General features: G+C 68.0%; 10 protein-coding genes and 3 tRNA genes. 1 reads left to right on the forward strand and 12 read right to left on the reverse strand.

The window, feature by feature from the left end:
- Positions 1–3: 3 nt before the first annotated feature.
- The 3 genes from murA to leuC form a co-directional block, all read right to left on the reverse strand.
- Positions 4–1,323, reverse strand: coding sequence for a UDP-N-acetylglucosamine 1-carboxyvinyltransferase (gene murA / locus EDL96_RS07555; RefSeq protein ID WP_123825189.1), 1,320 nt, complete (start codon positions 1,321–1,323; stop codon positions 4–6).
- A gap of 190 nt (positions 1,324–1,513) precedes the next feature.
- Positions 1,514–2,113 carry a 3-isopropylmalate dehydratase small subunit gene (gene leuD / locus EDL96_RS07560; protein ID WP_123825190.1) on the reverse strand — a complete coding sequence of 200 codons (600 nt, stop codon included), beginning with the start codon at positions 2,111–2,113 and terminating at the stop codon, positions 1,514–1,516.
- Positions 2,114–2,194: 81 nt separating this feature from the next.
- Positions 2,195–3,658 carry a 3-isopropylmalate dehydratase large subunit gene (leuC, locus tag EDL96_RS07565; protein WP_123825191.1) on the reverse strand — a complete coding sequence of 488 codons (1,464 nt, stop codon included), beginning with the start codon at positions 3,656–3,658 and terminating at the stop codon, positions 2,195–2,197.
- Between the two features lie 158 nt (positions 3,659–3,816).
- Here leuC and EDL96_RS07570 point away from each other — a divergent pair, with 158 nt between their 5' ends.
- Positions 3,817–4,593, forward strand: coding sequence for an IclR family transcriptional regulator (locus tag EDL96_RS07570; RefSeq protein ID WP_233568764.1), 777 nt, complete (start codon positions 3,817–3,819; stop codon positions 4,591–4,593).
- Positions 4,594–4,683: 90 nt separating this feature from the next.
- On the opposite strand, the gene EDL96_RS07575 is transcribed toward EDL96_RS07570, so the two are convergent.
- The 9 genes from EDL96_RS07575 to EDL96_RS07615 form a co-directional block, all read right to left on the reverse strand.
- Positions 4,684–6,363, reverse strand: a complete 1,680-nt coding sequence (locus tag EDL96_RS07575) for a GTPase (RefSeq protein ID WP_325049541.1) — start codon at positions 6,361–6,363, stop codon at positions 4,684–4,686.
- Positions 6,360–8,354, reverse strand: coding sequence for a dynamin family protein (locus EDL96_RS07580; protein ID WP_233568765.1), 1,995 nt, complete (start codon positions 8,352–8,354; stop codon positions 6,360–6,362). The genes EDL96_RS07575 and EDL96_RS07580 overlap by 4 nt, the downstream gene beginning before the upstream one ends.
- Positions 8,355–8,517: 163 nt before the next feature.
- Positions 8,518–8,590: transfer RNA gene (locus EDL96_RS07585), tRNA-Glu, on the reverse strand.
- Between the two features lie 114 nt (positions 8,591–8,704).
- Positions 8,705–8,777: transfer RNA gene (locus tag EDL96_RS07590), tRNA-Glu, on the reverse strand.
- Between the two features lies 1 nt (position 8,778).
- Positions 8,779–8,850 (reverse strand) — tRNA-Gln (locus tag EDL96_RS07595).
- Between the two features lie 115 nt (positions 8,851–8,965).
- On the reverse strand, positions 8,966–10,597 hold the full coding sequence (gltX, locus tag EDL96_RS07600; protein WP_123825192.1) for a glutamate--tRNA ligase: 1,632 nt from the start codon (positions 10,595–10,597) through the stop codon (positions 8,966–8,968).
- Between the two features lie 45 nt (positions 10,598–10,642).
- Positions 10,643–11,419 carry a fumarylacetoacetate hydrolase family protein gene (locus tag EDL96_RS07605; protein ID WP_123825193.1) on the reverse strand — a complete coding sequence of 259 codons (777 nt, stop codon included), beginning with the start codon at positions 11,417–11,419 and terminating at the stop codon, positions 10,643–10,645.
- Between the two features lie 44 nt (positions 11,420–11,463).
- A complete protein-coding gene (locus EDL96_RS07610) occupies positions 11,464–12,612 on the reverse strand; it encodes a branched-chain amino acid aminotransferase (protein ID WP_199732562.1) in 1,149 nt (382 codons plus the stop codon).
- 83 nt (positions 12,613–12,695) lie between these two features.
- Positions 12,696–13,826, reverse strand: a complete 1,131-nt coding sequence (locus tag EDL96_RS07615; RefSeq protein ID WP_123825195.1) for a 3-isopropylmalate dehydrogenase — start codon at positions 13,824–13,826, stop codon at positions 12,696–12,698.
- Positions 13,827–13,865: the final 39 nt, after the last annotated feature.

The raw sequence follows: 13,865 nt of genomic DNA on the forward strand, positions 1-13,865 counted from the left end.
GCCTCAGGCGTCGACGACGTCGAAATTCGCGCCCAGGGCCTCGAGCTTCGAGGTGAAGCGCTCGTAACCGCGCTGGATCAGTTCCACGCCGGTCACCTTCGACCGTCCCTCGGCCCCCAGCGCCGCGATCAGGTGGGAGAAGCCGCCGCGCAGGTCCGGGACGTGGATGTCCTTGGCCTTGAGCGGGGTCCGCCCGGAGATGATCGCGGAGTGCACGAAGTTGGACTGGCCGAACCGGCAGGGGGTGGAGCCCAGGCAGTCGCGGTGCAACTGGATGTTGGCCCCCATGCCCTTGAGTGCGCGGGTGAAACCGAACCGGTTCTCGTAGACGGTTTCGTGCACGATCGACACGCCGTCGGCCTGGGTCAGGGCGACCACCAGGGGCTGCTGCCAGTCGGTCATGAAGCCGGGGTGCACGTCCGTCTCCACCACCAGCGGGTTGAGGGACCCGCCGGGGTGGCTGAACTGGATGCCGTCGTCGCGGATGTCCAGGTCACCACCGGTCTTCCGGAACACGTTGAGGAAGGTCATCATGTCGGACTGGGTGGCGCCCTTGACGAAGATGGAGCCGCCGGTGACCAGCGCGGCCGACCCCCAGGACGCGGCCTCGATCCGGTCGCACATGGCGCGGTGGTTGTAGCCCTTGAGCTCCTCCACGCCTTCGATGTGGATGACCCGGTCGGTCTGCACGGTGATGATGGCGCCCATCTTCTGCAGGACCGCGATCAGGTTCATGATCTCGGGTTCGGTTGCGGCCCCGCGCAGTTCGGTGCGACCGCGAGCGCGTGTGGCCGACAGCAGCACCTGTTCGGTCGCACCCACGGACGGGTAGGGCAGCTCGACCTTGGCGCCGTGCAGGCCGTTGGGGGCCGACATCTTGATGCCGGATTCGAGCTTCTCCACCTTTGCGCCGAAGTTGCGCAGCACGTCCAGGTGGTAGTTGATGGGCCGGTCGCCGATCTTGCACCCACCCAGGTCCGGGATGAAAGCCTCCCCCAGGGTGTGCAGCAGCGGACCGCACAACAGGATCGGGATGCGCGAATCGCCCGCGTGGGCGTCGATGTCCGCGTAGCGGGCGCGGGTCACGTTCGATGGATCCAGGGTCAGCGCACCTTGACCGTCGTTGTTGACCTCGACGCCGTGGAGAGCCACCAGGTCGGTCACGACCTTGACGTCCTTGATCTCCGGCACGTTCTGCAACACGGAGGGCGTGGAGCCGAGCAGTGCGGCGACCATGGCCTTGGGCACGAAGTTCTTGGCGCCGCGCACCTCGATGGTGCCTTCCAGCGGAACGCCGCCGGTGATCTGCAGTGCGCTGGTCATGGTCTCCCGATCTGTCGTCGATGCCCTCTGTCCTCCGAGGGCAGTGCCGAGCCTTGCCCCGGATTCAGCACTGCCCCATCTTAGGGGTGATTGACGGGCGTTCGACGACGCCGCGCGTGGGTCGCGGCCAGTTCGCCTACTCACCCGTAGCTTCACCCCGTCCACGTTCTCTCGGAGAGCCAGGTCCGATTCAGGTTCGCGCTGGTAGCGTCCGCGGCAGCCAGGCCGGACGCTGCCGCTCATAAGCGGCGATGTCCTCTTCGTGCTGGAGCGTGAGACCGATGTCGTCCAAGCCCTCGATGAGCCGCCAGCGCGTGTAGTCGTCGATCTGGAACGGGACCGTGAGTGATCCCACGCTCACCGTGCGCGCTTCCAGGTCCACCGTGACCTCGGTTCCGGGCTCCTCCTCGATGCGCTTCCAGATCAGTTCGACGTCGGACTGGTCGACCTGTGCCGCCAGCAGCCCCTGCTTGCCCGAGTTCCCGCGGAAGATGTCCGCGAATCGGGAGGAGATGACCACCTTGAACCCGTAGTCCCGCAGCGCCCACACGGCGTGTTCGCGGGATGATCCGGTCCCGAAGTCAGGGCCGGCGACCAGGACCGACCCGTTGCGGTACGGCTCCTGGTTCAACACGAAGTTCTCCTGCTTGCGCCAGGAGGCGAACAGTGCGTCGTCGAAGCCGGTCTTGGTGATCCGCTTGAGGTAGACCGCGGGGATGATCTGATCGGTGTCGACGTTGGACTGGCGCAGCGGAACCGCGACGCCCGTGTGGGTGGTGAACTTTTCCATGGGTGCTCCTGCTGTGTGCTGGGATCGATGGCGCCGGGTCAGCGCGGGCGGCTCGGTCGAACGGTGGGGCGGCGTCGCGGCTCAGGCGTCGACGGGGTCCAGGTCGGACGGTGCCGCAAGGGTGCCTCGCACGGCCGTTGCGGCGGCCACCACCGGGGACACCAGGTGCGTCCGCCCGCCCTTGCCCTGACGACCTTCGAAATTGCGGTTCGACGTCGATGCGCAGCGCTGCCCGGATTCCAGCTGGTCCGGGTTCATGCCCAGGCACATGGAGCAACCCGCGAAGCGCCAGTCCGCACCGAAATCCTTGAAGACCCGGTCCAGACCTTCCTCCTCCGCCTGGATGCGGACCTTCTGGGAGCCGGGCACCACCATCATCGTCACGTTGGCGGCCTTGGAACGTCCCTTGACGATGTCGGCGGCCAGCCTGAGGTCCTCGATCCGGGAGTTGGTGCACGAGCCCAGGAACACGACGTCAACCGGGATCTCCTTCATGGGAGTGCCCGGGACCAGGTCCATGTACTCGAGTGCGCGTCGAGCCGCGGCCTTGTCGTTGTCCTCACCGAAGGCCTCGGGGTCGGGAACCGCTTCGGAGAGCGCAACCCCCTGGCCGGGGTTGGTCCCCCAGGTCACGAAGGGCTCGAGCTGGTCGGCGTCGATGACCACCTCGGCGTCGTAGATCGCACCGTCATCGGTACGCAAAGACTTCCAGTACTCGACCGCCTCCTCCCAGTCCTGCCCCTGCGGGGCGTGCGGGCGGCCCTGGACGTAGTCGAAGGTGGTCTGATCCGGGGCGATCATTCCGGCCCGGGCGCCCGCTTCGATCGACATGTTGCAGATGGTCATGCGGGCTTCCATGGACAGTTCCTCGATGGCGCTGCCGCGGTATTCCAGGACGTAGCCCTGCCCGCCACCCGTGCCGATCTTGGCGATCACGGCCAGGATGATGTCCTTGGACGAGACTCCCGGACGCAGGTGCCCGTCCACGCGGATGGACATGGTCTTGAACGGTGCCAGCGGAAGGGTCTGCGTGGCCATCACGTGTTCGACCTCTGAGGTACCGATGCCGAAGGCCAGCGCCCCGAAGGCACCGTGGGTGGAGGTGTGGGAGTCACCGCACACCACCGTCATGCCGGGCATGGTTATGCCGAGCTGAGGGCCCACCACGTGCACGATTCCCTGCTCGTCGTCGCCGAGCGAGTGCAGCCGGACACCGAATTCCTCCGCGTTGGCGCGCAAGGTCTCGATCTGCTTGCGGGAGGTCTCGTCGGCGATGCGCTTGAAGATGTCCTGGGTGGGGGTGTTGTGGTCCTCCGTGCCCAGGGTGAGATCGGTCCGCCGCAGTCCGCGCCCGGCCAACCGCAGCCCCTCGAAGGCCTGCGGCGAGGTCACCTCGTGGATCAGGTGCAGGTCAATGTAGAGCAGGTCCGGCTGACCGCCCTCCCCTTTGCGCACCAAGTGGGCCGCCCAGACCTTCTCGGCAAGAGTTTTCGGCGCGGAGTCGGAAGCGACGGCCGCCGTGAACGGGCTCGGGCTGCTCGGCATGATGTTGTCCTCCGGAGGCGGGTGCCACAGCCCGGGGTGTCTACCCGTACGGGTGGTGGCGATTGCGGATGAAGCTGTAGGACAAGCATCCGGAGCGCACGCGAGCGGCGCCACAACTTTCGCACACTTCTCGAATAATGAGACGCTAATATCAACACATGGACATCATCGGCCGTAAGCCACCCGCCACGGAGATCGATCAGCAGGACCCGGAGTCCTCGTTCTCACCGAGCGGGGTGGGAGTGATCGACAAGGCCTCACTGATCCTCGACCTCCTGGAGGCGGGTCCGGCGTCGCTCTCCCAACTGGTCTCGGCCACGGGCATCTCGCGCCCGACCGTGCACCGCCTGGCCTCCGCCCTGGCGCACCACCGTCTCCTGGGGCGCGACATTCAAGGTCGGTTCGTCCTGGGCTCCCGCCTGGTCGAACTCGCCTCCGCCGCCGGTGAGGACCGGCTCATCGCCGCGGCTGGAGCCGTCCTGGTGCAGCTCCGCGACGCCACGGGTGAGTCCTCCCAGATCTTCCGGCGGCAGGGCGAATGGCGCGTCTGCGTCGCCTCCTCCGAACGCCCCATCGGCCTGCGGGACACCATTCCCGTGGGCACCCAGTTGTCCATGAAGGCCGGTTCCGCCGCGCAGGTCCTGGTGGCCTGGGAGGACCACGACCGTCTGCTGGAGGGGCTCAACGGCGCCCGCTTCACCGCGACCATGCTCGCCGGTGTACGACGCCGCGGCTGGGCCCAGTCGATCGGCGAACGCGAGTCAGGGATCGCCTCCGTGTCTGCCCCAGTCCGAGGCCCCGGGGGACGCGTGATCGCCGCCGTGTCCATTTCGGGGCCGATCGAACGACTCACGCGGCAACCGGGGCGCCAGCACGCCGAGACCGTGGTCACCGCGGCCCGGCAGCTCACCCAGGCGATCCGCCCCGGCACCTGACACGCCGGCCCACCGCCCCGAACACGAACCGCCCGCGGAGTTCCTTTCGGAACAGCGCGGGCGGTTTCAGGCTCTACCGGGGAACGCCGGTCACTTGAGCACGGAGGCCTGTTCGAGTGCCCGTCCGACCTTGTCGTGGAGACTCAGCTCCTCCTCCACGGGGACCACCACGTTGTCGTTGGCGGCAACGGCGATCTGCTCCCGGAGTCGCTTGGACACCCGCTTCGCCCGCCAGGTTCCGCCCCACCGGGCGAAGATCGCACCGAGCAGGCCGATCACGATGCCGACGACCAGCCCCGTGACCACCAACAGTGTCGGCACGGGAATGTCGGTCCCCTCGACCGTCGGCGGTGCCGGGACCGGAACCTGCAGGTACTGCAACGCGAACAGCCCGGTGAGCCACAACAGACCGGCCACGGCCGTCAGCAGGGCCAGCCACTGCAGTACGTCCAGCGGGATCCACCACCAGGACTTGGAGCCGCGGCGCAGATCCGTGTGGGCCAGAGCCTGGTCCAGGGCGTCCGGCAGCGTGTCCTGCCGTGACCGGGCAGCCTCCCGGATCGAGCGTTCCCAGGCGGGAGAGGACCCCTCGGCCACCTCGTCGGCGAAGTGACGGACCGCGGTGTCGGCTGCCGCACGTTGCGCGGCCGACATCGGCGGCAGGGAACTACGGCGCAGTGAAGGGTCCCTGGCATCGTCGTCGAGGTCCTGGAGGTGCAGCCGCCGCAGGGGGTCCTTGCGGAAGCCGCTGACCCACCGCACAGGAAGCCACCCGGTCCGTTTGCCGGCGTTGAGCACGTAGGAGCGGCGGGCGGCCTGGGCGATGCCGTCGGCGTTGGCGGCGCGCACCAGGCCCTCGGTGAGCCCGTCGCGGGCAAACGGCGTGACGCCCGTCGGCTGCCCGGTTCCGTGCGAGGTTCGCAACCGTTCGACGGACCCTTCGAGATCGGCCGACAGGCGCGCAGCGGCGGCCTCCTTGCCTTCGACCACCTCGGTGATCCGGGCCCGGACCGCTCCGATCCCGGCGCCGGTGGCGGCAGAGGTCGCGATGGGCGCCGCGCGTCCGGAGGCCTCGAGTCCGTCCTCCTTGAGCAGCTGCCGCAGGGAACTCAACACCGACTGCACTTGTTCGGAGGAGAGCCGATCGGCCTGGTTCAGCACCACCAGCGTCACAGCGGCGTGCCGGGACAGCGGGGCGATGAAGTCGTCGTGGAGGACGGCATCCGCGTACTTCTGCGGGTCCACGACCCACACGACGACGTCGACCATCCCCACCAGTCGTTCGGCGATGGCGCGGTGCTCCCGTGCCACGGAGTCGACGTCCGGGAGGTCGAGCAGCACCAGACCGGCCGGGACCTCCGTCCACAGCCCGGCCACCCCGGTGGACCACGGAGAGTCCTGGGAGTCGTCGAGCACGTAGCGCGATTCGATGCCCAGCCAGTCGAGCAGCGGGTCGGCCCCCTCCGGGCTGGCCAGGACGGCCAGCGGCGAGGTCGTGGTCGGGCGCCGGACGGCGGCCTGCGCCACCGGGCGGCCGACCACGGCGTTCATGAGCGAGGACTTGCCGGAACCGGTGGCCCCGAAGAAACCGACGACGGTGTGGTCGGCCGACAGCGAGCGTCGGGTCACGGCGCGCTGCAGGACGTCGTCGGCACCGTTGACGGCGTCGTCGTCCAGTCTGCCGCGTCCGGCGTCGACCGCGTCGCGCAATCCGACAAGTCGCTGATCGATGTTGAACGTCTGGGTCTTCTTACGGCCGAGCCGGATCACAGCTGGTCTCCCGTGGTCTTCACGCGGTTGGCGGCCTCGCGGACGACGCCGGAGGACGGATCGGTCAGGATCTCGAGGCGTTCCAGCCACGGGTCTTCGAGCGACTGCACGAATTCACGCAATCGCTTCTCCAGGCTACGGCGCGCCTTGTCCGCCATGCGTCGCACACCGTCCTCGCCGAAGACCGCCTCAAGCAGCTTGGTGCCCACCACACCCGATGCCCCAGCGATGCCGATCTCGGCACCCGTGAGCCCGGCGGACATGGAGAACACGGTGACCATGAGGGCCACGGTCACCACGTTGAGGCCGAGGGACAGCACCCGGGCCTGGGTGCGTTTACCCGCACCCTCCTGCTGGATCAGTTCCATGACATCGCCCTGCCAGGCACGAATCACGGCCGCCGAGCGCTCTTGGGCATCATCGGGCAGCCGACCCAGGTCCTCGTCACCGAGCAACGAGCGTCCGGCCCGTTCGGAACGCCAACGGCGCTGTGTGTTCTCCCCGGCCTTGGCCAACTCCTCGACGATGACCGCCTGCAGGCCCGTCTCGAGCGCCTGCTCGACCTGAACCTCCGGCGCCGGTTTGCCGCGCAGGGCCGCGCCGATCCGGTCACGCAATCGGCCGATCTGGGCCTCCAGGCCGCGGAAGAACTCCCCGGTCCCCACGAAGTCCTGCCAGCGGGCCAGCACCTCGTCGCGCAGCAAGGATCCGTCCTTGGTGGAGGCGATGATCTCCTGCAGGGCGCGCTCGTGTGCCTCCACGACGTCGGCGCGAAGCTGTCCGGCGACGGATTCCTGCTCGGCGACGTCGTCGGCGATGTCCACACCGCGGTCAGCCACCTGCCGCAGTGCACCGCCCACGGTGCGTCGGGCCACCTCGGCGCGGGCCGCCGAGTCCGCGGCCAGGTCCGCCAGCCAGGTGCGCAGCCGGTCCACGGTCCCGGTGGGCAGCATGCCCGCGGCGTTCAGCGGGGCCTCCGGAATGACGAACACCGGGGCCTCCCCGAGGCCGTGCTCCGTGAGCATCCGCTGGAGGTCGGGAAGGATCTCGTCGGCCACCCCGTCGGGAACACGGTCGAGCACGACGGCGACGGTGATGTCCCGTCGCCCGGCCTCGACCAGCAGTTCCCACGGAACGGCGTCGGCGTAGCGATTCGCGGTGGTGGTGAACAGCCACAGGTCGGCGGCCGCCAGGAGTTGGGCGGCCAGGCGGCGGTTTTCCTCGGAGACCGAGTCGATGTCGGGGGCGTCGAGCAGGGCGATGCCCCGGTCCATCCCCGAATCGGCCAGCAGCACCAGGCTGTGGGTGGGTTCCGCGGCGTTGGTGCGGGTGTCCCCTCCGGTGCTTTCCGGGCCTTCGCCCGACGACGCGCCACCGGCGCCCACGGACCCGGTCAGTTGGCCGCGCACACGGGCCAGGTGCGGGAGCACACGGGTGCCTTCGAAGGCGGCCCCGTCCAGCGGGTGATGGATGAGCATGGGCTGCCGGGTGGTCGGACGGACCGCGCCGGCGCGGGTCACGGGACGACCCACCAATGCGTTGACCAGGGTGGACTTGCCCGCACCGGTGGAACCGCCCACGACGGCCAGAAGCGGGGCATCCAAGGACTTCACACGAGGAAGGACGTAGTCCTCGACCTGCGCCAGGGTGCGTCGGACGACGTCTCGACCGGATTCGGCCCCAGACGTCTCCAACGGCAGGTGTGTTTGCCTGAGCAGGCCACGCAGATCGTCCACCGCAAGGGCGGTGGCCTCCGCGGCACCCAGGTGCGATCGCCCGAGCTCCCGGTCGGGCTGCTCTGCCTGCGTGGGGAGGTCGTCGCCGATCGGACGGGCGCCGTCGTCGGGACGTTCGGTCTGTGGAGTCTCGGAACTGGCCTCTTCGGATCTGCCCCAGGGCATGCCCGCAGGGGCCGAGGACGTCGGCGTGCTCTGGCCGTCCGCCGGACCGGACGATCGGTCGGCGTCGGACTCATGATCGGATGTGCTCACAGGCTTCATCATGCCCCATGCCCTCCCCGTGGGCCGGGAGATCGCCCGGCCGACATGGGCCGCCACGGTTCTGGAGTCAGGTCCCGTGGGAGGCCGCCGAACAGGGCCGGGAACGACCAATGCCCCGGAGCCCGTCATGGGCGTCCGAGGCATTCGGCAGGTGTGACCCCAACCGGATTCGAACCGGTGTTGCCGCCGTGAGAGGGCGGAGTACTTGGCCGCTATACGATGGGGCCGCGGCTGACCGGCGCAAGCCGGGCATGTGGTGGTTGAACCACCGGAACACGCGTTGCGGCGTGCTTTCAGCAGAATTTCCCCACCGCTGATGCGGTGAGGAAATGTAAGCGGAGTGACCCCAACCGGATTCGAACCGGTGTTGCCGCCGTGAGAGGGCGGAGTACTAGGCCGCTATACGATGGGGCCGCTGGGGTACCAGGACTCGAACCTAGAATGACGGTACCAGAAACCGTTGTGTTGCCAATTACACCATACCCCACTGCGCACGTCGTACCGGAGGTCGGAACCTCGCCGGCCGCGCGCAACGAGCTAAGACTATACCCGTCACTGCGGGGCCCGGCAAATCTCCGGGCCCCGCAGTGACGGGCGGCTCGTCAGCCGATCATCCCGGCCAGGCGGTCGAGGCGCGCGAGCGTGGACTGCCGGCCCAGAATCTCCATGGACTCGAACAGCGGCGGAGAGATCTGCTGTCCGGAGACCGCCACCCGGGCCGGGCCGAAGGCCAGGCGGGGCTTGATCTCCATCTCCTCCACCAGGACCTGACGCAATGCTGCCTGGATGGGCTCTGCCGTGAAGTCCTCGAGGTTCGCGAGTGCTCCGCGAGTGGCGGCCAACACTTCGCCTGCGTTGTCCTTGAGCTTGGACACGGCCTTGTCGTCGTACTCGAGGGACTCGTCGCTGACGAACAGGAAACGCAGCAACCCCACGGCATCTCCCAGCAGGTCCATGCGGGTGTGCACCAACGGCGCCGCCTGGTCCAGGATTTCGTTCTCCCGGGCAGTGAGTTCCTCGCCCAGCACGCCCCCGGCCTGCAGGTAGGGCACCAGGCGATCACGAAAGTCCTGCGGGTCCAGGCGACGGATGTGGTCACCGTTGATGGCCGTGGCCTTCTTGAGGTCGAAGCGCGCGGGATTGGCCAACACGTCGTGCACATCGAAGGCGGCCACGAACTCGTCCTGGGTGAAGACGTCTTGATCGGCCGACAGGGACCAGCCGAGCAACGCCAGGTAGTTGAGCAGGCCCTCCGGGATGAAGCCCGCGTCCCGAAGATTGAACAGGCTCGATTCGGGGTCGCGCTTGGAGAGCTTCTTGTTGCCCTCCCCCATGACGTACGGCAGGTGACCGAATTCGGGCACGCGCTCGGCGACGCCGATGGCCACCAGGGCACGGTACAGGGCGATCTGTCGGGGTGTGGAGGAGAGCAGGTCCTCGCCGCGCAGCACGTGGGTGATCCGCATGAGCGCGTCGTCCACGGGGTTGACCAGGGTGTACAGCGGCTTGCCGTTGGCTCGCACGACGACGAAGTCCGGCACGGAACCGGCGGCGAAGGTGATCTCCCCGCGGACCAGGTCGTTGAAGACGATGGCTTCGTCCGGCATGCGCAGGCGCAGCACGGGTTCACGGCCTTCGGCGCGGAACGCTGCGATCTGTTCTGCGGACAGCTCCCGGTCGAAGTTGTCGTAGCCCAGCTTGGGGTCGCGTCCGGCATCACGGTGGCGCTGTTCGACCTCTTCGGGGGTCGAGTAGGACTCGTAGATCGCCCCGGCGTCCTTGAGCTTGGCGATGACGTCCTGGTAGATCTCGCCACGCTGGGACTGGCGGTACGGTTCGTGCGGGCCACCGACCGTCACGCCCTCGTCCCACGTGATGCCCAGCCAACCCAGGCCGTCCAGGAGCTGTTCGAAGGACTCCTCGGAGTCGCGGGCGGCGTCGGTGTCCTCGATCCGGAACACGAGCTTGCCGCCGGTGTGGCGCGCGTAGGCCCAGTTGAACAGCGCGGTGCGGATGAGCCCCACGTGCGGCGTGCCGGTGGGCGACGGGCAGAAGCGCACACGCACGTCTGCCCCCGTGGCTTCTTCGGTACCCGCAGAAACCGCCGAAGCGGTCAGCGGCAGGTCTTTGGTCGACGCCGTGTCGACGGCGGCCGGCTCGGAGGCGGCCGACTCAGGGGCAGCCGCATCGGAGGTCAGGTCTGTGGCGGGATCGGTCTGGGGTGTCTCAGTCATGATGGTCGCCATTCTATTGGCAGCCGCCGATCCCCCGAGCGGAGCTCAGCGCCGCAGGACGGTTGCGAGCTTCCCGATGCCTTCGATCTCCACGTCCAGACGGTCACCTTCGTCGACAGTTCCCACCCCGGCCGGGGTGCCTGTGAGCAACACGTCCCCGGGCAGCAGCGTGAAGGCGCTGGAGACGTAGGAGATCAGATCGGCCACGCCGAACACCATCTGGGAGGTGTTCCCGTCCTGCTTGAGGTCGTCGTTGACGAACGAGCGCACCTGGAGCTCGGAGGTGTCCAGCTCGGTCTCGATCCAGGGCCCCAGCGGGCACGCGCCGTCGAAGCCCTTGGCCCGGGCCCACTGGCCGTCCGTGCGCTGGGCGTCCCGCGCCGTCAGATCGTTGGCGCAGGTGTAACCGAAGACCACCTCGTCGACCTTGTCGACCGGAACGTCCTTGCAGATTCGGCCGATGACGACCGCCAGTTCGGCTTCGTAGGACACTTCTTCGGTCCACGACGGCAGGGTCACGGGGTCACCGGGACCCGTGACCGAGGTGTTGGGCTTGAAGAACAGCAAGGGGCTGGTGGGCAGTTCGTTGCCCATCTCCTTGGCGTGGTCGGCGTAGTTGCGGCCCACGCAGACGATCTTCGACCGCGGGATCACGGGGGCCAGGAGACGGATGTCCTCGAGCGCCCACGAGGTCCCCTCGACCGGTTGGATGCCGTTGAAGAACGGGTCACCGGCCAGGGGCACGACGCGCTCCTCGCCTTCCTCTCCCTGGACCAGGCCGTAGTGGATCTCGTCTTCTGCAGTGAAACGGGCGATACGCATGGGTCCAGGCTAGTGAATCCGACGGCGGGGGCGAACCAAGCCGGTCAGGCGAGGCGCGTGAGCCATCCGTGGCGGTCTTCGCCACGACCCGTCTGGATGTCCAGCAGCTCCTTGCGCAAGGACATGGTGACCTCGCCCGGCTCTGCGTCCTCGGGTCCGATGGTCTCCTGTGCGCTGATCAGACGACCGACCGGGGAGATCACGGCGGCCGTTCCACACGCGAAGACCTCGGTCAGCTTCCCGGAGGCCACACCGTCGCGCCATTCCTCCAGGGTGAAGGCCCGCTCCTCGACCGTCATACCCCGGTCCTTGGCCAGCTGGATGATGGAATCGCGGGTCACGCCCTCGAGGATCGTTCCCGTCAGTTCGGGGGTGACCAGGGTGCCGTCGTCGAACACGAAGAAGACGTTCATGCCGCCGAGTTCCTCGATGGCCTCGTCCCTGTCGGGGTCGGTGAAGATGACCTGCTGGCAGCCGTGGGCATCGCCCTCCATCTGCGCGATGAGGGACGCGGCGTAGTTGCCGCCGCACTTCGCGGCACCAGTGCCGCCACGGCCCGCCCGGGCCCAGTGCTCGGACAACCAGATGTCCACGGCCTTCGCCTCGCCGAAGTAGTTCCCGGCCGGGGAGGCGATCACGGAGTAGAGCACCTCGCGGGAGGGCCGCACGCCCAAGAACGTCTCGTTGGCGATCATGAAGGGCCGCAGGTAGAGCGACTGCCCTTCCCCGTCGGGCACCCAGTCACGATCCTGTTCGACCAGCGTGCGCAAGGAGTCCAGGAACAGGTCCTCGGGCAGAGCGGGCAACGCCATGCGTTCGGCCGAACGGTTGAGCCGGGCCGCGTTCTTCTCCGGGCGGAAGGTCCAAACCGAGCCGTCGTCGTGCCGGTAGGCCTTGAGACCTTCGAAGATCTCCTGACCGTAATGAAGGACGGCCGCAGCCGGGTCCAGGGCGAGCGGGCCGTACGGGACCAGGGTCGGCTGCTGCCACTGCCCGGTGCCCTGTTCGATGTTCCCCGTCCACTGGATCTGGATCATGTGGTCGGTGAAGTACTGGCCGAAGCCCGGATTCGCCAGGATCGCGTCCCGACGTGCCGAAGTCGCCGGGGCGGGGTTCAGGGTCTTGACGAACTCCCGGGAATCGACCCCAGCGGTGCTGGTCGAGGGGGCTGTGGAAGACGGTTCGTGAGTCATGTGCATCGGGTCCTCGGGAAAAGTTCGGAGCTGCGCCCCGTCGGTTGTGCTGCGGCCGGCCGCTACGGCACGGCAGTGGCGGTTCAGGCCTGAAGCGCGGCGACGATCGCGTCGCCGATCTTGGCGGTGGACCTGGCCTGGACACCGTTGACCTCCAGGTCATGACGCACCGCGCCACGGATCTGCTCGGCCTGCTCGGGGTGACCGAGGTGCTCGAGCATCATGGCCCCGGCCAGGATGGTGGCCACGGGGTTGGCCTTCTGTTGCCCCGCAATGTCCGGGGCGGAGCCGTGCACCGGTTCGAACATGGACGGCGCCGTACGGTCCGCATTGATGTTCCCACACGGTGCCAGGCCGATCCCGCCCGTGATGGCTCCGGCAAGGTCGGTGATGATGTCACCGAAAAGGTTGTCCGTGACCAGGACGTCGAACCGGGACGGGTCCGTGGTCATGAAGATCGTCACGGCGTCCACGTGCAGGTAGTCGACCGTGACGTCCGGGTACTCGGCCGCCATGGCATTGACGGTCCGCTGGTAGAGGTGCCCGGCATTGACCAGGACGTTGTGTTTGTGCACCAGGGTGAGCTTCTTGCGCTCGCGGGAGTTGGCCAGTTCGAAGGCGAACCGCACCAGACGCCGCACCCCGTGGGCCGTGTTCAGCGAAACCTCGGTGGCGATCTCCTGGTCCGTGCCTTGGCGCAGCACCCCACCGTTACCCGCGTACGGCCCCTCGGTACCTTCGCGGACGACGACGAAGTCGACCTCCCCGGGATCGCGCAACGGCGAAACCGTGCCGGGAAACAGCTCGGAGGGTCGAAGGTTCACGTAGTGGTCGAGGCTGAAACGCAACTTGAGCAGGATGTCACGCTCGATCAGCCCCGAAGGGATCCGGGTGTCCCCGGGAGCGGCCCCCACCGCGCCGAACAGGATGGCGTCCTGATCACGGATCTCCTCGAGAGTCTCCTCGGGCAGGGTCTGGCCCGTGGCCAGCCAGTGTTCGGCGCCGAGGGGGAAGGACTTCTTCTCGAGAGCGATACCCGCGGGCACACATGCCGCTTCCAAGACCTTCTCGGCCTCGGCCACGACCTCCGGTCCGATGCCGTCTCCGGGGATGACCGCGATCCGATGGGTCGTGGACACCCCTGCGCCTTCTGGCGACGTCCCGGCTGCGGGTTCCGAGGCTTCCGGGGGTGCGGGAGATGTGGGCTCGCTCATGCTCACAACCTTAGGACCGCTCGTGACGGCTGTCCCACA

Origin of the sequence: Kocuria soli (assembly GCF_003797835.1) — a bacterium.
Classification (GTDB): domain Bacteria; phylum Actinomycetota; class Actinomycetes; order Actinomycetales; family Micrococcaceae; genus Kocuria; species Kocuria soli.